The 20,087-nt window shown below is 42.6% G+C and carries 17 protein-coding genes; 8 read left to right on the top strand and 9 right to left on the bottom strand.

Annotated features, from left to right (window positions below; all coding sequences use genetic code 11):
• Nucleotides 1-64: 64 nt before the first annotated feature.
• Together C9889_RS05690 and C9889_RS05695 are read right to left on the bottom strand one after the other, a co-directional pair.
• Nucleotides 65-907 carry a PAS domain-containing protein gene (locus tag C9889_RS05690; protein ID WP_164999301.1) on the bottom strand — a complete coding sequence of 281 codons (843 nt, stop codon included), beginning with the start codon at nt 905-907 and terminating at the stop codon, nt 65-67.
• 199 nt (nt 908-1,106) lie between these two features.
• Nucleotides 1,107-4,205 carry a NosD domain-containing protein gene (locus tag C9889_RS05695; protein WP_129597869.1) on the bottom strand — a complete coding sequence of 1,033 codons (3,099 nt, stop codon included), beginning with the start codon at nt 4,203-4,205 and terminating at the stop codon, nt 1,107-1,109.
• 301 nt (nt 4,206-4,506) lie between these two features.
• Between C9889_RS05695 and C9889_RS10095 the strand changes: the two genes are divergently transcribed.
• Nucleotides 4,507-4,650 carry a hypothetical protein gene (locus C9889_RS10095; RefSeq protein WP_164999302.1) on the top strand — a complete coding sequence of 48 codons (144 nt, stop codon included), beginning with the start codon at nt 4,507-4,509 and terminating at the stop codon, nt 4,648-4,650.
• Nucleotides 4,651-4,850: 200 nt separating this feature from the next.
• Here C9889_RS10095 and C9889_RS05700 read toward each other — a convergent pair whose 3' ends face one another.
• Both C9889_RS05700 and C9889_RS05705 read right to left on the bottom strand, forming a co-directional pair.
• A complete protein-coding gene (locus C9889_RS05700; RefSeq protein ID WP_225420109.1) occupies nt 4,851-5,528 on the bottom strand; it encodes a PGF-pre-PGF domain-containing protein in 678 nt (225 codons plus the stop codon).
• A complete protein-coding gene (locus tag C9889_RS05705) occupies nt 5,450-9,919 on the bottom strand; it encodes a PKD domain-containing protein (RefSeq protein ID WP_129597872.1) in 4,470 nt (1,489 codons plus the stop codon). The genes C9889_RS05700 and C9889_RS05705 overlap by 79 nt, the downstream gene beginning before the upstream one ends.
• A gap of 378 nt (nt 9,920-10,297) precedes the next feature.
• Here C9889_RS05705 and C9889_RS05710 point away from each other — a divergent pair, with 378 nt between their 5' ends.
• Genes C9889_RS05710 through C9889_RS05730 form a run of 6 tightly spaced genes read left to right on the top strand, consistent with a single transcriptional unit; the run spans nt 10,298 to nt 14,355 of the window.
• A complete protein-coding gene (locus tag C9889_RS05710; protein WP_129597875.1) occupies nt 10,298-11,470 on the top strand; it encodes a M24 family metallopeptidase in 1,173 nt (390 codons plus the stop codon).
• Between the two features lie 33 nt (nt 11,471-11,503).
• The gene (map, locus tag C9889_RS05715; protein ID WP_129597877.1) at nt 11,504-12,394 is read left to right on the top strand and encodes a type II methionyl aminopeptidase; all 891 of its coding nucleotides are present in this window, start codon (nt 11,504-11,506) and stop codon (nt 12,392-12,394) included.
• Nucleotides 12,375-13,016: a hypothetical protein gene (locus C9889_RS05720; RefSeq protein WP_129597879.1), complete on the top strand. Its 642-nt coding sequence runs from the start codon at nt 12,375-12,377 to the stop codon at nt 13,014-13,016. Before map ends, C9889_RS05720 begins: the two co-directional genes overlap by 20 nt.
• Nucleotides 13,017-13,029: 13 nt before the next feature.
• Complete coding sequence (locus tag C9889_RS05725; RefSeq protein ID WP_129597881.1) at nt 13,030-13,317, top strand: YunC family protein; 288 nt, start codon at nt 13,030-13,032, stop codon at nt 13,315-13,317.
• 1 nt (nt 13,318) lies between these two features.
• Nucleotides 13,319-13,585, top strand: coding sequence for a hypothetical protein (locus tag C9889_RS11185; RefSeq protein ID WP_318531529.1), 267 nt, complete (start codon nt 13,319-13,321; stop codon nt 13,583-13,585).
• 32 nt (nt 13,586-13,617) lie between these two features.
• A complete protein-coding gene (locus tag C9889_RS05730) occupies nt 13,618-14,355 on the top strand; it encodes a TRM11 family SAM-dependent methyltransferase (RefSeq protein ID WP_318531530.1) in 738 nt (245 codons plus the stop codon).
• Here C9889_RS05730 and C9889_RS05735 read toward each other — a convergent pair.
• From C9889_RS05735 to C9889_RS05745, 3 genes are all read right to left on the bottom strand, one after another.
• On the bottom strand, nt 14,349-14,753 hold the full coding sequence (locus C9889_RS05735) for a M48 metallopeptidase family protein (RefSeq protein WP_129597883.1): 405 nt from the start codon (nt 14,751-14,753) through the stop codon (nt 14,349-14,351). The two genes, C9889_RS05730 and C9889_RS05735, sit on opposite strands and share 7 nt — an antisense overlap.
• 151 nt (nt 14,754-14,904) lie before the next feature.
• Nucleotides 14,905-15,726: a tRNA pseudouridine(38-40) synthase TruA gene (gene truA / locus C9889_RS05740; protein WP_129597885.1), complete on the bottom strand. Its 822-nt coding sequence runs from the start codon at nt 15,724-15,726 to the stop codon at nt 14,905-14,907.
• Between the two features lie 127 nt (nt 15,727-15,853).
• A complete protein-coding gene (locus C9889_RS05745; RefSeq protein ID WP_129597887.1) occupies nt 15,854-16,438 on the bottom strand; it encodes an ArsR/SmtB family transcription factor in 585 nt (194 codons plus the stop codon).
• A gap of 118 nt (nt 16,439-16,556) precedes the next feature.
• Between C9889_RS05745 and C9889_RS05750 the strand changes: the two genes are divergently transcribed.
• Entirely contained in the window at nt 16,557-17,624 is a 1,068-nt protein-coding gene (locus C9889_RS05750; RefSeq protein ID WP_129597889.1) for a formate--phosphoribosylaminoimidazolecarboxamide ligase, read from the top strand.
• A gap of 318 nt (nt 17,625-17,942) precedes the next feature.
• On the opposite strand, the gene C9889_RS05755 is transcribed toward C9889_RS05750, so the two are convergent.
• On the bottom strand, nt 17,943-18,407 hold the full coding sequence (locus C9889_RS05755; RefSeq protein WP_129597892.1) for a hypothetical protein: 465 nt from the start codon (nt 18,405-18,407) through the stop codon (nt 17,943-17,945).
• A 58-nt stretch (nt 18,408-18,465) separates the two neighbouring features.
• Nucleotides 18,466-19,785 (bottom strand): DNA primase DnaG, encoded by a 1,320-nt coding sequence (gene dnaG / locus C9889_RS05760; protein WP_129597894.1) that lies wholly within the window; start codon nt 19,783-19,785, stop codon nt 18,466-18,468.
• Nucleotides 19,786-20,087 lie beyond the last annotated feature (302 nt).

The raw sequence follows: 20,087 nt of genomic DNA on the forward strand, positions 1-20,087 counted from the left end.
CCTTGTCGTAAGGGGGGTAGTTGACGTTTAGAAAGCAGGTGTACTGATTTTGTATTTTCCTTTGCTAGTGCATGATTGGTATATTGCCCTGATAGGGGTCGTCTACAAAAAGCAGCTCATTTGTTTCTAAAACTGTCCTGATGTAATCAGGGATCTCACCATTTTTCATTTTTGATGAAAGGATTGAAAATTTACTATCCCCGCCACAATCCTCAATCATGATTGGATTTTGATTGTGGTCCATCAGGCAGATCCATACACTGTAAAAACTATGGGATTCTGTAAGACTAGCACAGATACCCTGTACAAGTTTAAATTTGTCGTTTTCTGTTACGATAAGCTGGTTTACATTGCGTATGGATTTTAACACCGAAGTCAGGTACTCAATCCTTTTTTCACTCGTTTTACGTTCGGTGATATCATTGATAATACATATCGTTCTTTCATAATTTCCATTGGTTTTATTCATACCAGAGGAATTTATTATGACATCAATAAAAGTGCCATCCTTTCTGACCATCTTGTATTCTTTATCGTAGGAATAACCGGTTTCAAGGATTTGCTGAAGGGATTGGGAAGCTTTATCCAGATAATCAGGATGAATTATCTTTGCCATTGAGTAACCTATGATTTCCTCTCTTTTGTAGCCTAGGAAATTTTGGACCTGATTGTTGCAGTCAACAATTATGCCCTCCGCATCGACAGAGGTAATCAGATTTGCAGCGGTATCAAAGATGGACCTGTAGTCCTCTTTGGCTTTCAAGGCCTGTTCGTAGGAGTTGTTTATCTCATTGATCTGGGGTATTACGTAAAATAAAAATGAAAGGCCAGTTACAAGAACAAAGAACCATCCTTTATAGGTTTGCAGCAGGCTATATAGCCTAATATCAGAAACAAACCAGCCCAATACCATATCTGAAAAAAGGATACAAAGGCTCAAAAAATAACATATAATAATGTGGTTGTTAGAACTGCATTTATATCCTTTTTAATCGGTGATGATTTTTTTATGATTATTGTGATTTATAAAGTTGCTGGGTTTGCAGAAAAACCACCAACTTAAAAAAAAGATTCTGGGCGAGTGATTCCGCTCATTTTCAAGACTTTTAGTCCCTCCTCATTATCAGTGCTGCACCTGCAATCAGTGCCACTGCAAACATGGCGGTAAATCCGGGTGTCTGAGCACTTTCGTCTTCGGTTTCAGATGCAGGTTCTTCTACTTCTTCGGCAGGAGGCTGTTGTTCGGTAGCAGGTTCTTCCTCAACTGCCTCTTCTTTCACCTTATCGCCAACAATGCTGAATATAGAAAACCCGGGTGTTTCAGCGTTGAAGTAGAAGTATTCGTCATCTTCTCCAACTGAATCGCTCGGAAGGTCCTGCCATTCTCCGTCATGGAATCTGGTCATACGGATTGTGGAAGGATCGATATTGTTCTCCTCAATCCATTCTTTGCTAACCTTAAATTCAATCAGGATATTGTCGGCATTTTCATCTGAGATAGTACCTTCACTACCTACAGTGATACTCATGACCTTGTAGGGATTGCCGGTTGGATCATCCACATCATCGAGTTTATCTTTCAGTACCTGCACCTTTGCTACAACTGTGCCTTTGTCATCCTTTGCATCAAAACTGATTCCAAGTACAGGTCCTTCTCCATCTGAGAAATCATATTTCACATTCGATCCAGCAAGCACACGTTTAATTCCGGAATCTGTACCTTCGACATCTTCAGGGGGCATACTTGGACCTACTGAAGAGCGTCCACCGGAACTGCTCTCTTCATCGTCATCTGCTTTGACAGTATCATCCATGATCACGGACAGGTTGACTGTGTTGTTATAATTACCCAGAACATCAGTGGCGTTTATATTCAGGTAATATGTGTCTTCAGCATCTGTATCAACCATAATGGAATTGTTTACCCAGTAGCCACTGACATTGGTAAGAACCGCTTCATCTACTGTATCATTTATACTGGAGACATTGACCACCACAGAGGAAATGCCAGAGGCGTCTTTTACCGAAACGTTCAGTTCAAGAGTATCTCCAACTTTTACACTTTTCTCCTTTGGAGAAATAGCAGTGACTTCGGGAACTTCACCATCAGCAATATATGTTGACCAGTGATTCACACTGAAAGTCAGTGTACCATTTTCTGCATCCCATTCAAGCCCTGAAACCGAGTCACTGGAGGTATTTCCTGCTTCCAGGATTGGCTGGCCATCGAGCAGTATGCCCGGCTGGTTGTCGAAGGATCCAAGGCCATACATTGTAAGACTGGTTGAATTATTCAACCTGCTCAGGTTTGCAGAATCCAGGGAGGTCTGTGCTGTGGTGAAATTTATATATTCCCCGAATTGTTGCAGCCGCTGGGCAAATTCAATGTCACAGAGATTTACAGTTTCTGTGAATTCCAGACTTCCAAGTACATTACCATTGCTGTCACTTGCCCCAAAGGTCAGGTTACTGACATTGGTAGGATCTTCGATAGTAGTCCAATCTGTAGTATTTGAATTAAGAACATCTATGCTTGATTGTGGGTTGAAATTCAGCATTACAGGACAGACGGTATTGTTTGTCATTATACCCTTTGTAGCAGTAATGAAAATATTATAAACACCAGCATCAGCATCCGGTATCGAATGGTTCAGAAGAACGAATACACCATCGCCCTGATATTCAAATGGAATATCATCAAAGCTTTCGTTTATTTCAGAAAAATCTGCAACTACGCTGGCATCAGACTCATTATCCAGTTTCGTCCACAAACTGATATTCTTTCCACTGTAAGCAAAGGTAAAATTTGTATTCACAGACCTGTTATTGCCATCATTATTGATGAAAAAGACAGCCGGGGATTCTGTGAAATTAAGGGGAGGCGGCATTACAAGAGGGAGAGAGTCATTATTATTCGTATTTATGGTTTTAGTAGAGTCACAGAATCCATCCCCATCAGAATCTGTGTTTAACTGACTGAAACCGGTGCCATCCGGGGTTGCCCAGAAGTTACCTCCTATATAAGGACCACCTATTATATTGGGACCGGTGGTTTTTGTGGTGTTCCATTCATTATCAAAATCATTAAGATATGGGTAGTCAATATCAACGTTTTCAGAATTGTTTAAATAATTGTTGAAGATTTGGTTATAATTGGAATCCTCCAAATCAATTCCATAGCCATTACCACTATCCTCACCATTGCCTGAAATTGTATTACCAGCTAAAGATAGATAATAACAATCCTGCAAATACACACCAGAATAACCGTTACCGGCGATAGTATTGTTACTAATTAAATTGGTATTGCCGATATTAGTAGCCCAGATACCATATTCATCATTGTCTGAAATTGTGTTACTAGTCAAGTTGGTATTGATGCAAGCATCTAATAAAATACCCCTATGATTGTCTGAAATTGTGTTACTAGTTAAATTGGTATTGTTGCAATCATTCAGATGGATTCCATAATAATCTGTACCATCATATGGATTACCATTGTTTTCTATAGTGTTCCCTACAATAGTGTTATTGTCACAATCTCCACTCATATATATTCCATTATCTCTGTTGTATGAAATGGTGTTATCAATCAATTTATTTTCATTACTTGAATATTGCAAATAAATTCCAAATCCGGGATTGTCTGATACATCGTTTCCTGTCAAATTGTTATTGTTGGAACTACCTCTTAACCAAATACCAATGTTATTACCAAAAGCAATATTATTACTTATAGTGTTGTTTTCAGAATTATCCAGATAAATCCCCGCGCTGGTCATAATATTTGAAACAGTATTGTTGGTTAAATTGCAATGGTTTGCTGCGTGCAAATAAATTCCCGCAGTATTACCACCCACAGTACCACTCACATTGAAACCATTAATTGTCACATCATCATAATTTATAACTAAAACATACTTAAAATCTGAAGTGATATTGGTAACAGAAGCACCGCCTACCGAAGTTATATTCAATTTTTTATCAACTTCGAAACCCGTCTCAAAAAACGAAGTATCGTCCTCATTCTCTCCGTATGTACCCGGATAAACAAGAATTGTGTCACCACTACTTGCATTATTTACTGCATATTGAATTGTTGTATAATTATTCTCTCCGTCTACATCAGTCACATTTATTGTACTCGCACCTGCTGTACCAACCATCAAAATGGTTAAAATCAGAAGAATTAGGGGGATTTTCATCTGAACACCTTGCTGTTTTGATTTGAATTATGCAAGCCCGGGATTAAAGAGGGGCTAATAGTTCATATTATTAATATTTAAGACTTAAATTATATAATAATATCTATCCTATGCAAAACATGCTTTGTCTAGAAATCACACAAAAATTCTATATCGGCATTCATGGATGCCTGTAATGATGGGGAAATCTGCAACCATCCTTACCCAACCCCTAACATATGTAGCCCAATTCCAGCAGTATAAATATCTCCCCGCCAATCTACTCTTCAGGGTTAAAACCTCAAGAAGTGGGGATAAATAAATGATAGAAAAAGTGCTGCTATACAAACATGGAAAAAATATTGATCCGGCAATTGTCTTTTCAGCCATTTTGGACAATAACGGTAAAGTACGTCGCAACAGGATGTATCGGCTCTATTCGGGCCACGGGTACAACCGGGGGTGAGGGAAAAATCTAAAATGGCCTTTCTACAACCTCCTTCCTGTGTTTTGGATTGTTAAAGCTCCCTGTAAAGGGAGCTCTTTTTTAAAATATCCTACAACTTTAAATTGACTGTATTTCAAAAAATAGTTACTTCTTAATATATTTAAAAAATAGAAATGACCCTGAAAATAATCAGGGCCAACAGCCAAATCCCAATGGTTTTATTTTTCCTTCCTTTTGAAGATTATGAGTAATATGACTATCAATCCTAATAGCCCGATACCCATTACTGCCAGATTATTGTCTCCATCTGCAGTAGTTGTATCCTCCTTATTGGTATCTTCTGTTATGTCTGTGCTATCTGGTTGTTGTGAAGAAACCGTATCTTCTGATTGTGGTTTTTCAACATCCACAACTTCATCATCTTCAGTGGAATCTTCCATTTGCTCTTTAAACATCTTCAATTTAAGATATGCAGGAAGACCATCATCTGATTCGGTTGCTGAATCATACTTATAGTCAGCTGACACAGCATAGGGTGAGAATCCCGGTATATCCCTTACTATGAAATACGAATAGGTGTCATCATCTTTTACAAATTCGGGTTTGTAAGCTTTCCATTCTGAAGTTTCCTTATGTCTCAACCAAACAGTATCTATCAGCAGGGATCCGCCATTTACTTCATTGTGAACCTTAAACTCGATACTTCTGTTATTACTACCCTCATTTACCAGGCTCTCATTGTTGAAACTGATATCCATATACTGATATATTGATTCTTTTGCGAAATCAATCTCAGATTCATTGAGTGCAGACGTATTTAGCACCTCAATCTTGATCTGAATACCATCGGTTTCATTGCTTGTATTGAACGAAACCGTGTTGATGCTACATTCAATTCCAGTCTTCTCGGATGTCTCATTACTGGTATTGAACGTACATGTGATTCATTACCAGATGTATTTACCTCAGGTGTTGTATTGATCAGATGATCAATTTCATCTCCTTTGTTTGCTGATGAATTTGTTACAGTCCACTGCCAGGAAATTACGTCAGTTCTGCCAATACTCTCATTGCTGACGTGTGCCGAGATATTGTACACATCCATGAAAAAGTCATCCTGATCGATGTACTGGCTGGTATTCACATTGCAATAAGACAGGTGGACAGAATCATTGGTATTGTTATTGTGCAATGTTACTCCTGAACCATTTAGTGGTGTACCATCAATGAACCATTCATAACTGGAAGACAGTGTACTGTTGATACTGAAATTCTTCTCGTCTCCATATGTTGATAAAAGTTCTGTTTCTTTCGGAGACACTACATAAACCGGTTCCTCGGCAGCCCTGATATTGAGTTCTTTGCTGGAAGTCCCGTTACTATTATTCACGGTAAGATTTACATTGAAGTTGCCCGAACCAAATACATGTGAAGTGTTCTGGTCGGTGGAAGTATTGCCATCGCCAAAGTCCCAGTTCCATTCCTCAACAAGACCTGAAGAATTATCGGTAAATTCCACACTCAATGGTGTATTACCCCTTGTCACGTTGGCCGAGAAATCGGCAATCGGCAGGATGGAGACATCGACCACAGTGTTTCCAGTACTGTTCATGTTGCCTTCACCATCAACAAAGGTACAATTGTATGTTATCGAACTTACAAGTGTACCAGAATCACTTGCTGGGATGGAGATGTTGTGTGTATAATTTCCAGACTCATTGACCATCTGGTATTCTTCACCGTCTACAGTGATGATGTGTGTTTCAACTCCAATGTTATCTGTGGCATTGAGTTTAATGGTTATGTTGTCTCCAGTGTTGGCAGATTCCACCTTATTAAACCAGTTGTAGGATGGTTTGATGTTGTCAGAGACATTTACGGAAATGTCATCAGTTGCATTGAAATTGCCTGCAGCGTCAGAGAAAGTGGCATTGAACACAATGTCATCTACTGAATCTTCAGGTACAGTCAGAGTATAGTTGTACCAGTTACCGTCTTTTGCGAGTTCGGCAGTATCGTTAGTTGAAATGTTGAAACTGGTACTGGTAATTCCAATGTTATCATTTACATTGAATCCAATACCAACAACGTCACCTGTATTGACATTTTCTTCATAAACGATATCCTGAATTACTGGAGCAATATTATCTGTGACATTTATTGTCTTGTCACTGCTTGCATTGGAATTGCCTGCAGCGTCAGAGAAAGTGGCATTAAAGTCAATGTCGACAACTGAATCTTCAGGTACAGTCAGAGTATAGTTGTACCAGTTACCGTCTTTTGTAAGTTCAGCAGTATCGTTAGTTGAAATGTTGAAACCAGTACTGGTAATTCCAATGTTATCATTTACATTGAATCCAATAACGACAGTCTGACCTGTATTGACATTTTCTTCATAAACCGTAGTTTGAATTACAGGATCGATATTATCTGTGACATTTACGGAAATGTCATCAGTTGCATTGAAATTGCCTGCAGCGTCAGAGAAAGTGGCATTAAAGTCAATGTCGATAACTGAATCAACCGGGACATTAAGAGTATAGTTGTACCAGTTACCATTCTCTGTAAGTTCAGCAGTATCGTTAGTTGAAATGTTGAAATCGGTACTGGTAATTCCAATGTGATCAGTCACATTGAATCCAATACCAACAATCTCGCCTGTATTGGTGTTTACAGGAAATTCAACAGCATTGATCACAGGAGGATTACTATCAAAATTGAATACATTGGATACCGAGTGGTTGATGTTACCGGCGATGTCGGTAGCTCTGATGTGCAAATACCAGTCTCCATCGACTCCTTCCTTACTTAAAGTATCACCATTAGTAAACTCATACCAGCTACCTGCAGATTCTTCTGTTTGGGTCCAGGAATACTCGAGTTTTTCGATACCTGAAAGCGAATCACTTGCACTTACTGTGGTGCTGTGATTTGCAGAATAAGTACTGTTGCCGTTGGTTCCAAAATTAATGATTGCATCAGTAGTATCTATTTTGGAAACCTGAACCAAACTTATGTTCTCATTACCTGCAGCATCTTGTGCATATACTGTGTATGACCCATTGCTTGTTACTGTGAAATCGTAGGGAGAAGAAAGCTCATTACCACTTGTTTCAAAATGACTTGCTTCATGATTTCCGCTATCCCATCTTACTTTTGCAATTTCGTTGTCATCATTGAGATTCACATCAATGAGTGCACTGGAATTCTGCCATTGAGTGAAATTGCCAGAGATTTCTATTTCAGGAGGGACAGAATCCATAATTACTGAACAGTTCACGCTACTGTTGGAATTTCCGACAGCATCTGTTGCATTGATGTTCAGATAATACTGACCATCAATTGCAGCATCAGCAACAACAGAATTGTTAGTCCAATAGCCATTGTTATTGCTTAAAATGGCTTCATCTATTGTGTTATTTATGCTGGAGACATTGACAACTACAGAAGATACACTAGATGTGTCGCTTACAGAAACATTCAGTTCAAGCAAATCTCCGGGTCCAACTACTCCTTCAATAGGTGAGTTAGGAATTACTTCTGGCACTTCACCGTCCGCGGTATAAGTGGACCAGTGTTCTGTACTGAAAGTTAGCACACCATTATCTGCATCCCATTGAAGACCTGATACAGTATCACTGGCTACTTGCCCTGTTTGTAGGATCGGCTGACCATTGAGCAATATTCCAGGTTGGTTGTCAAAGGATTCAAGACCTCGCATTGTAAGGTTACTGGAAACATTCAATCTGCCCAGGTTGGCAGAATCCAGGGTTGTTTGCGCTGTGGCGAAATTTATATATTCCCCGAATTGCTGCAATTTCTGTGCAAATCCAATATCACATAAATTTACGTTTTCCGTGAATTCCAGACTTCCAATTACGTTACCATTACTATCATTTGCTTCAAAAGTCAGATTGCTTACATTGGTAAGATCATTGGTTATGGTCCAGTCAGTCGTGTTTGGATTTCCCAGCCCAGCAATGTCTGTTTTCGGGTTGAAGTCTAACATTATAGGGCATGTTGTAGAATTCATCTGGCCGGAAGAATTTGCCAGAATGGTGATGTAATATATTCCCGGTTCTGAATCAGGAAGCGTATAATTGAGAAGAGTGAAAACGCCCTCACCCTGATATTCGAAAGGAACTTGTCCGGCAGATTCACCCGGTATATTCGAAAAGTTCGCAGTTACTGCTGTTACTGAACTGTTATCCAGTTGTGTACTGAGACTGATGTTTGCCCCGCTATAGCCAAAAGTGAAATTCGTATTTACATCCCGACTGGTTCCATCATTATTAATGAAAAAGGCCTCTGGTGTAGAATTGAATTTAGGAGGAGCGGGATCAGGATTGCCTGCATCTTCTTCAACATCTGAAATTGTTTCGTCAATGTCTGTGGTCAGGCCGATGTAAAATGTATAATTCACCGATTCACCAGGTGCAAGAGCACTTTTGTTAAATGTCACTGCAATGTAGGTGTCAGCCTCTACACTATAACCTTCCGATGGTGCGGAATCCCAATCAAGTTCTCCATAAGGAGGATTGATTGGTGTTAAGCCACTACTACTATTACCGCTGGAAACCCTAGCATCCTCATCCTGAGTGTAATAGAATATGGGTATGCTCGATATCTGACCTAATTCTGTACTGAGGTCAGCATCTCGGAGTTCAGCTTTTACGATTGCCTTATTACTTGTACCCTGCTGGTTGACTATCGTATTATTAGTAATGTAAACACCGATTACATCATGTCCATTATCCGGATCGAATGAGCGCTGATAGCGTACATTTTCCATCATATCGGAGCCAGCATTTGTTAGGGTAACATTTACTTTCAGGAATCTTTCCGTGGGCTTGAGTTCATAAGTTTGGTTGATGACCAGTTTGTCCTTGAAAATACTATCTACTGCCACTCTCCCTGCCTCGCTATCGGTAATATTCGTAATTGTTGTTGAAATTGCAGTACCTGCAGAACGACCATTAGAAGCCTGATTCACACTTCCATCATTCACAAATCCCACGGACCAACGTTCTTCTGGAGTCCCGGGAAGGAAATAATCATAACGGTAGTCGTAAGTGTCATTGTAAAAGCCATCTACATCTGAATATAAACCAATTTCACCACGACTCACTCCAAAAAAATTAGCTGGAGGCGTGACATCTGCTCCAAAGCCACCATTAGGCAAAATACCAACTTCTATAAAATCACTGCCCAGGAACATGCATCCATCTTTCTCAACAGCTCTTACACCTCCTATAGAAGTGTCTTCTCCGCTGTCAGCCATGGCCATTCCAGAAAAAAATGAAATACTTACTAATATTGATATTGTTACTAAAATTGATAGTGAACCACTTTTTCTTATTTGATTTTGATTATATTTCATTTTCATCACAGGTAAATTCTTATGAGAATCCAAGTTGCCCTACGTTTTTTGATTTATTTGTATAATAAAATTAAGTATAATAATATATAAAAATAACCATTAATAGTACATTAAGAAATCTTGTATATAATAACTGTATTTGCGTTTGTACAATTTATGAAAATTAAATAAGTAATATGATGATTTTAATAAATAATGAGCAATTCTTGTTCAAATACAACTTCTATAACGATTTAATTATTCACCGCTGATACCCTTATGTAACATCAGTACAAATTTCAGTACATGAAGCAGACAAACAATTTCCCGGACGTTACTGCAGCCCTTGCAAAAAATCGATGTGAAGCCTACCTCCTTGTTGCCGATTCTTCCAATGCCGATATGTATTTTGCCACGAAATTCCTGGCAGGAGACCCTTTCTGTTATATCCAGACCCGCAATGCCAGGGACATTATGCTGATATCGGATATGGAAAAGGGCAGGGCTCAGAAGGAAAGCAGGATAGAGGAGATCGTGCCTTTGAGTTTCTGCGATTACAAAAAACGTCTCAAGGAAACAGCCGACCCGGGCAGGGCCTACGGAGAATGTATCGGGCAGTTACTGCAGAAGGAAGGAGTAAGACATGTGGCAGTACCCCGGGATTTTCCCGTTTATACAGCCCAGGTGCTCAAGGAGATGGGCTTTACCGTCAATCCAATCCAGAGCCCCTTAAGAAAATTGCGTGAGGTCAAGGAAAAGGGAGAGGTCAATCTCATCAGGCAGGTCCAGCAGGCCAACGAAGAGGCAATGCAGGCAGCCATTGAAGCCATCAGGACCGCTGAGATCGATGACAATAAGCTCTTCCTTGAAGACCAGCCCCTGACAGCGTCCAGGGTACGCAGGATTATTGAATACTGCCTGCTTGATCATGATTGCCGGGCCCATGGAACCATTGTGGCCTGTGGCAAGGGTGCAGCCGATCCGCACTGGCATGGTGATGGACAGCTGCTGGCAAACGAGCCCATTGTGATCGACATCTTCCCGCAGCATAAACTGCATCACTACTGCGGCGACATGACCCGTACCGTAACCAGGGGAGAAACTACAGAACAATTACAGCAGATGTACGATGCAGTACTTGCAGCCCAGGAAAAGGCTTTGGGAATGCTTAAACCCGGTGTTGCAGCAAATGATGTGCATCAGGCGGTCTGTGACGTGTTCGAAGAAAGAGGATATTCCACAGATGCTGAGAAGGGAGAAGGATACATCCATTCCACAGGGCACGGTGTCGGACTGGAAGTGCATGAAGCACCTTCCATCGGTCTAAGGGAGATACCCCTGCAGGCGGGTAATATCATTACCATTGAACCGGGGCTCTACTACCCACAGATCGGCGGGATACGCCTGGAAGACCTGGTCCTGATAACAGAACATGGTTATGAGAACCTGAACACTTTTGAAAAGGAATTTGTACTATAACTATTATCTCCAGAATCATAACAGGTGATGAGCATGCAGGATAAAGTTCAGGAAATCGAGGATATTCTCGATAAGTATCTAACCGCCGGTAAGATTCTGTCACAGGTACGCGGGGAAGCCGCGGATAAAATCAAGGTAGGAGCAAAGCTGCTGGATGTAGCCGAGTTTGTGGAACAACGTACAATGGAACTTGGAGGCAAACCCGCTTTCCCCTGCAATCTTTCACGTAATGACGAAGCCGCCCATGCGACCCCGATGGCAGGAGATACGGAAGTTTTTGGCAAGGACATAGTCAAACTGGATATGGGAGTACATGTGGATGGCTATATTGCCGATGCCGCCCTGACCGTTGACCTTTCAGGAAATAAGGATCTGGCAGATGCTTCCAGAGAAGCACTGGATGCAGCCATAGATACTGTCAAAAACGGTGTGAATACTGCAGAAATCGGAGCGGTTATCGAGGACACAATCCGTGACAAGGGATTCAAACCGGTTGCAAATCTCACGGGCCACGGCCTTGCACGTTATCAGGCACATACCCCGCCAAGCATTCCCAATCGCCATATCGGAGAGGGAACGCAACTTCAGGCAGGCGATATCATAGCCATCGAGCCCTTTGCGACAGATGGTGTGGGTAAGATCTCAGATGGCAGCTTCACGGAAATTTACCAGTTCATACAGAAAAAGCCCATACGCATGCCTGCAGCCCGCAAACTTCTCAAGGAACTGAAAGAGTACAGCACCTTACCCTTTGCCAAAAGATGGCTGACCTCTCCCAAGATCGAACTTGCCCTGATGCAACTTGAAAAGGCTGAAATCATCACTTCCTTCCCTGTACTGAAAGAGGTGGGCGGAGGAATGGTATCCCAGGCCGAACACACTTTGATTGTCACTGAAGATGGGTGTGAGATCACTACTCGCTGAGGTGTCCGTTTTGCGTAAACTTGTGGTTGCAATACATATCCTGCTTGTACTATTTATCCTGATTATGCCCGCATCCGCCCAGATGACCTGGAGCAATCACATAATACTCAAAAACGACAGCATGGAATGGAATTACAACGAAAGTTACACAAATTCCTCCGCCATTCTTTACAGAGATTACATTGATTCACAGCTGGGAGACGGCAGCGGGCTTGTCAACGCCTGGGAAGTATTGAAAATGGATGTCAAAGTGCGCAATTACCTCAAAGGAGAACTGGAAGAGGAGATGGATGTACAGATCAATGGTTCCTCCGAGAATATCCAGGTGACCGATATCGCAGCACAAATGGGATTTGAAACACTGGGTGACATCAACAAAACAGACAGGATAGAAAACAGTTACAGTGTCGACTATATTTTTGATACTCCAGTTCTCAATTCCGGCACGAACTTTACCTTCAGGGGACAGAATCAGTCTGAAGTGGTAATCGAACTTGCCGATACAGTGGAGATAAATTCCACAGCAGGAATGGAGAATGTTACTGTTTCAGAAGGCAAAAATACTACTTTTGTGAGGGGCAATATAGGGAATACATCATATTTTTCCCTTTATCTTGAATAACCGGGTGAGCAAAATGATAATAGAACAGATCGAACTGGAAAATGGTACAGCACAGGGTCTCAAATGGGAATTTGAAAACGCTTCCTTGCTCCTGATCAAAGCCGACATGGGTTATGTAATGTGTGGCTATCTCAATATGGAAACTGCAGACAAGCTGGGAGATTTGGCTGCTGTGGTAAGCGGTGTGGACAGTTTTGAAGATGTACTGCAGGCATCTCTGAAATCTGTGAGCAAAAAGGCCCTTGACATTGGAATTGAGGAAGGTATGACCGGCAGACAGGCCCTTGAAAAGATGTTCTGATATGCGCTACGCTTTTGAGCTTTCCGGAGACCATGAAGAAATCGCTGCAGACGAGGCTCTGGCCTGTCTGGCTACCGAAGGTCTCAATCCGGTATACACGCAGCATTATGATCACTGTCTTGTGGTGGAACTTGAAGAGCCGGATGCCGAAATCAGGTTGGAAAAAATCGCCGGCAAACTGGCCATGGGCCATCATATCCTGCGGGTTGCTTTCATCTGCAATAATGAACCCGAAACCATCATTCCAGTGCAGAAAACTGCGACATAAAACCCCATCTTTCTGCAGGCCAGACCTTTGTAGTGCGTGTCCGGAAGGTCAATCACCATACCAGCGAGGAAGGCTCCTACCTGGAACAGAGGGTAGGCGGAGCTGTTTTCAGGAAGGGATACAGGGCCAATCTCAACCAACCCGATGTTACCCTGAGGCTCATACTGACTGAAAAATGCGTGTGTGGCTCTGTCATTGCATCCATAGACCGCAAGGCCTTCCATGCACGTGCACCCCACAAGAAACCCTTTTTCTATCCCGGAGTACTCATGCCCATTACAGCCCGGGCGCTGGTAAACCTTGCAGGGGTAAACAAGGATACCAGACTGCTGGATCCGTTCTGCGGTACCGGCGGCATACTTGTGGAAGCGGCCATGCTGGGTTCAGAGGTAATCGGTCTGGAAGCACGCAATGAGATCATACAGGGAGCAAAACTAAATCTGGAATATTTCGGCGGGGGTTATAACCTGCTGCAGGGAGATGCCTGTAAATTACCCCTCAAAAACAGCTGTATTGATTCAGTGATCACCGATCCACCCTATGGCAGGTCTGCCATGATCAAGGCAGAATCCATCCGGCATTTATACGAAGAATCTTTCGCAGAAATGTACAGGGTCCTCAAACCCGCCAGTAAAGCAGTGATCGTCTCGGAGATGGAGATTAACAGAATCGCACTGGATGTGGGATTCACCATATTAAAACAGTACAGCCAGAAAATACACAGAAGCCTGACCCGCAATATCACAATTTTGCAAAAAAATAATCAGTGAAATGTCCTTTTAATTAGATGCCAGTATGCTGCAAGTTCCAGGTCATACTTTTGTCGTTGAGGATATCTGGCTTCTACCAGGTTCCAGAATCTCTTATTGTGCTTAAACTCGATAAGATGAAGTAGCTCGTGATACACAATAAATTCTATCAGATTATCCGGCAGATACATCATGTGCCGGTTGAAAACAAGTTTTTTGTTACTGCTGCAGCTGGCCCATTTCCTCTTCATTTTCCTGAAAGTTAAATCCCTTACCTCTACTTCCAGTTCACGTTGCAGCCTTTGTACAATATTTTCCACCAAACTATGAAAGTGAGGCTCAACGCGCTTTTTTCCAGTCTCTTTTCCCCGGCTAGAGCAATCACCCGCTGCAAATGCAAATGTTTGTTGTAAATCCAGTCTGTATTTTTCTCGATAAAGGCTGCAGTATTACCATATCCCTCGGGAACTATTACCCGCAACATTCCGTCCCTAAACTCCAGCCTCCCGTATTTGACGGGACGGTGAACTATCTCATAATCTATTACAGCATCCCTGATATGTAACTGCATCATTCAGCCTTTTGTTCTTTTGGCAAAAACTGGTCCATTACCTCGGCTAGCACCTGATGATAAACAAGATATTCCTCTATTCTTTCACGGGAGCGACGCATGGAGTAACCGTCATCAAACCACTGGACTGAATCGCCATAATTCACATCTGTCAGGATTAGCCCATAGGGTTTTGCAGGTTTGATACCCTCTTCATAGGAAACAGGATCCAGCATGTTTTCCAGCCATTCCAGATCCCTGGCACCACTGCCCACAAGCAACAGGACAGTTACAATCTTGCGAATCATTTTCCACAGGAAACTGTTGGCCGTGATGTCGATTCTGAGCAGGTTCCCGGCAAGTCTCACATCGATCTTTTCGATGCTGCGAATGGTACTGCGCCCGTTATCCCTGAAACAAAAATTAGCAAAATCATGACTGCCTTCAAGGATACTGCAAGCGGCTCTTATTTTTGAAATATCGGCATCCATTGCAGGTGTTATGTAGCGATAGGTACGATTTCTGGCATATCTTCTGGGATGAAAATCACTGTCAACTTCAGCACGGGACCACGCCCATATATCCCCCGGTAGTTTGGAATTTATCACCCTGGGAATGGCCAGGTTGGGTTTATCAGTATCAAAAGCCACCACCTGTCCCATGGCATGCACTCCGGTATCCGTACGCCCGGCACTTACAAACCTGGCAGAGGAAGGATCCTCGATAATCTCAAGGGACTGCAGGGCTTCAAAAAGTGTCCCTTCCACGGTGGATACTCCGGGTTGGACCTGAGAACCACGATATGAAGAGCCAATATAAGCGATTTTGAGAGCAACTCTCATAAAGGATCACTTGTGCCCAATTACACCTTTCTCCTATTATAAATTTCCCACAACGCAAGTACTGCTATTATAAACAGGCATCCGAAGAAGAACCACACGCCTATATGGGAGAGGAAATCCACAGATATCAGACTGCTGGCATCTGCTGCACCTGCCGATTCACCGGCTGCCCTGGCAGCTTCTGTGGTTGCGTTTGTGGGAGCTCCGCCAGCAAAAAGGGCCGTATCATTGCTGGTATTGCCAGCCGCATCTCAGACATCACCGCAGGGGCAACCGGTGGCGTGGTCTGGCCCAGAGGTTCAAAATCCCTGAGATATTCAATACCCAGTGCTGCAAATAGAGCCGCTCCTGCCATTGCCACATATTTGCGCAGCATACCGAGGATACTGGAGCGATCGGTTTTGCTGCTACCCGGGACCACCACGATCATTTTTTGCATGGGTTCATATATCTTGATCTCCCTGCCCTTGCGACTCCATTTGGTCTCCTTTACCTGTATGAGTTCGCTTTCCAGCAAGCCATCCAGATTATACTTGATAGTGGTAAGGGGCATATCAAGCTCTTCGGCTATCGAAGTTGCAGACATGGGCTGTCTTGCGAGTAATTCCAGGATCTTCAGGGATTTCTCATTGGAAAGGGTCTGGGTGATTTTACGTGAATCTTCATTTAAAGGTAAAACCAATACTTTTTCCGTATTGTCATCGTTTTCCATACAAAGGAGTATCAATCAATAAACTAATAAATTTAGTGTAATGTGCGGAACGTTTTGTAGTAATCCTTAAATTTAAATATTACTTCCGACAATGTGATGTAACTTTTAAGGCGATATCATGATCACGAAAAAGCAAATTTCCGACATCCTGAAAGACTACAATACCGATGACCTGGCGATTGCAACGGTATGTTCTCATTCCAGCCTTCAGATATTCCATGGAGCCAGGAAAGAGGGGTTAAAAACAATCGGAATTTGCATAGGTGAGCCTCCGCGCTTTTATGATGCCTTTCCCTTGGCCAAACCCGATGAGTTCATTTCCGTTGACAGTTACAAGAATATTCCCGATATCGCCCCCCTTTTGAGGCAGAAAAACGCCATAATAATACCACATGGCTCCTTTGTGGAATACATGGGTGCCGATAAATTCCTTGATCTTGAAGTGCCCAGCTTTGGTAACCGTGCTGTACTCAATTGGGAATCAGACCGCACAAAAGAGCGGGAATGGCTGGAGGGAGCAGGGATCCACATGCCCCGGCTTGTAGAACCCGAGGACATCCACGGTCCTGTAATGGTAAAATATCACGGCGCCAAAGGAGGACGTGGTTTCTTCATTGCCAAGAACTATGAGGAATTTCTGGAAAATATCGATGAAAGTGAGAAGTACACTGTCCAGGAGTTCATTGTAGGCACACGCTATTATCTACACTATTTCTATTCACCCCTCAAGCAAGAAGGATACAACCTCAGTAAAGGAACACTTGAACTGCTGAGCATGGACAGGCGTGTCGAATCCAATGCCGATGAGATATTCCGCCTGGGTTCTCCTAAAGAACTGGAAAAAGCAAGTGTGCAGCCGACCTATGTTGTTACCGGCAATATCCCCCTGGTAGCCAGAGAATCCCTGATGCCCAAGATATTTTCCCTCGGGGAACAGGTTGTAGAAGAATCCCTCGAACTGTTTGGCGGCATGATCGGATCCTTCTGTCTGGAAACGGTTTTTACAGACCAGCTTGAGATCAAGGTCTTCGAGATTTCAGCCAGGATAGTAGCAGGGACCAATATATACACCAATGGTTCACCATATTCCGATTTCATAGAAGAAGGATTATCCACGGGCAAACGTATTTCCCAGGAAGTCAAACTTGCAGCAGAGCAGGAGAATCTGGAAGTAATCCTTTCCTGAAAAACTCAGGAAGACAATAATCCAGTCTTTCTTTTTTTTGATTTTTTATTAATTATGTACCAATAGCCATGCTAAGCTTTGAAAAAGAAAAAAGAAGACCAAAAAGGAGGGGGTTGTTGAGGAATACTCGATGATGGGGGGATGAGTTTTGGAGGATCAGTACTGCAATACTCAATTGGGGGAGTTTGGGGGTATTTTCGCAGTATTCCTCAACTATTCCCCTCAAATAATCTATAATATATATAGTTTCTTATTTTTCGTTATGTTTTTGAATGTCCAAAGATGGCAACTACTCCATATTACAATCAAGTTTGACTTTCAATTGTTGAGAATTAACGAATCATTTACAAAAGCCATATTTTTCTCAACTCTCTGCAGGGTTGTTTCATTTGTAAAATTAAGAGTGGCTGCATTTTCTTCCAGAAAAGTACCCAGACTGCAGGATTGATTGAGAATTTGACTGTACCTCTCTGTCACAGGTTGCAGGCTTGGAGATGGACTGAAAGATTGCATTGTTTCTTTGGATTCCCTGCAGTGAGTAGTAAGATTGCCAGCAGCTCTTTCCAGTGTTACCATGTCCTGGACTTCAAGAGACTGTTTGATATCGGCATAATCGGAATGAATGACATCGAGTGAACCCTTCATCCATTTCAGGTACTCAACATCTTCCTTGCCCTGAGCCATGGTTTCATTAACATCATTCACCGTGTCCCCTATGTCAGAACAGCCAGAGGTAAACAGTACTAAAATCAATAACAAAAAAAGCAGGCCTCTCCTCTGCACGATATTTCCTCCTGCAAAGGAGAGGTATGAAATATTGATATAATTTACGGCACATGGATCAGGCAGACGTGTAAACCTTTACGTTTGCAGGACTTTTGGTTATATTGCCCTTTTTCACACCCATCAGGGTATCGATCCCTTTGTTGGATGCTATGTCCAGTATACGCTGGGTAACAACACCGTCAAATACCACACTTTTCACATTCTCTTCTGAATTCTTCAACGTATTCACAAGGTCACGTACAGGTGTTTCATTGACAACCTTATCATCCTGGTCAAGCAGGCGTGCTCCAAGGGTACCTGCAAGCGATTCCGAATGAGGACTTAAACGTTTCAGAACGGGATTTTGCGATGTTGCAGGCTTTGACTTGGAAGGTTTAGGCTTTTCTTTTTTAATAGGTGGCTCTGAAATCTTTTTCATTTTGGCAGCGGGATTCCTGGCACGATCAGGTTTGACCCTTTTCTCACGTTTTGGAACCCTGGCGATACGGCCACCCTTTTTAGGACCTGACGGGGTGGAGGGTTTGGCTTTTTCAGCAGGTTGATCGATAGAATAGGCTTCCATGGCCTGTTCTACCGGTACTTTCTGGCGGAGGGCACGTATGATTTCCCGCTGTACAAGGTCCTCAACCGTTTTACCATCCGGGGCACGGGCCACATAATCGATATCTGCTACCTGCAGCAGTTCCTTGATAATAAGCTTGCCTCCCCTGTCACCATCGGTAAATGCGGTTACGGTCTTTTTCCGGGTAAGTTCTGCAACCTCAGGAGGCACATTCGTACCACCCACACAGATGGCATTCTTGATACCATAACGCAGCAGGTTCAGGACATCGGCACGTCCTTCTACAACTACAATGGCATCGGAATCAAGTACATTGGGACCGCAGGGGATATTCTTATTCTTGCCAAAGAACTGCATCTCTTCGACACGTACGGATTGACGTACTTCGTCAGCGATTTCCTGGGATTCGGGCAGGTTGGCATCGAACATACCTGTGAGAATGAACTTGGCCCTTTCAACTATGTGTTTGCGTTTGGTCGCACGCACATCCTCTATATTGCTAACTTCGATATTCGCAGAACAGGGACCTACCCTGTCAATGGTTTCCAGGGATGCTGCGAGGATTGATGTCTCGATCCTGTCCAGACTGGAAGGAATGTGTATGTTGCCCTTGGTCTTTCCACCCTTGGTGCTTACAACGACCTCGATCCTGCCGATCCTGCCGGTCTTCTGGAGATCACGCAGATCAAGATCAGACCCCAGCAAACCTTCGGTCTGTCCGAAGATAGCTCCTACGATATCAGGGCGTTCTATCACCCCGTCAGCATTGATTTTTGAATGAATGATATACTTTGTTGTATCAGTACTTTGCATTGTTGATTCACTCCTTATTCTTAGAGAATGCAGTAAAATCGCGATCAGAACAAAGAAAAACAGAATCAATATTTCCAGAAGTCACCACATCAAGCCCGGATAATGCCGGCTCTATGCTTTTGTCCCCCACGGACAATGTTGTACCAACAGTCCGAATGAACACATAAGACTGTGAACTAACTTGTTTAAGTTCAATTTTGCTTGTGTGATTGGATCTAATCTAAATTATCCAATGTTATATAACCGACCCTATCGGAAATATATGCTTCTATGAGTGATGAAATCTGATAATGCTTCCGTTT

Source organism: Methanohalophilus profundi (assembly GCF_004137855.1).
In the GTDB taxonomy this organism is placed as follows: Archaea; Halobacteriota; Methanosarcinia; order Methanosarcinales; family Methanosarcinaceae; genus Methanohalophilus; species Methanohalophilus profundi.

Bases quoted from the DNA above. Each gene is read 5' to 3' on its own strand.
- C9889_RS05695 (WP_129597869.1), bottom strand. From the start codon at position 4,205: ATGAAAATCCCCCTAATTCTTCTGATTTTAACCATTTTGATGGTTGGT.
- C9889_RS10095 (WP_164999302.1), top strand. From the start codon at position 4,507: ATGATAGAAAAAGTGCTGCTATACAAACATGGAAAAAATATTGATCCG.
- C9889_RS05705 (WP_129597872.1), bottom strand. From the start codon at position 9,919: ATGGCCATGGCTGACAGCGGAGAAGACACTTCTATAGGAGGTGTAAGA.
- C9889_RS05710 (WP_129597875.1), top strand. From the start codon at position 10,298: ATGAAGCAGACAAACAATTTCCCGGACGTTACTGCAGCCCTTGCAAAA.
- map (WP_129597877.1), top strand. From the start codon at position 11,504: ATGCAGGATAAAGTTCAGGAAATCGAGGATATTCTCGATAAGTATCTA.
- C9889_RS05725 (WP_129597881.1), top strand. From the start codon at position 13,030: ATGATAATAGAACAGATCGAACTGGAAAATGGTACAGCACAGGGTCTC.
- C9889_RS11185 (WP_318531529.1), top strand. From the start codon at position 13,319: ATGCGCTACGCTTTTGAGCTTTCCGGAGACCATGAAGAAATCGCTGCA.
- truA (WP_129597885.1), bottom strand. From the start codon at position 15,726: ATGAGAGTTGCTCTCAAAATCGCTTATATTGGCTCTTCATATCGTGGT.
- C9889_RS05745 (WP_129597887.1), bottom strand. From the start codon at position 16,438: ATGGAAAACGATGACAATACGGAAAAAGTATTGGTTTTACCTTTAAAT.
- C9889_RS05750 (WP_129597889.1), top strand. From the start codon at position 16,557: ATGATCACGAAAAAGCAAATTTCCGACATCCTGAAAGACTACAATACC.
- dnaG (WP_129597894.1), bottom strand. From the start codon at position 19,785: ATGCAAAGTACTGATACAACAAAGTATATCATTCATTCAAAAATCAAT.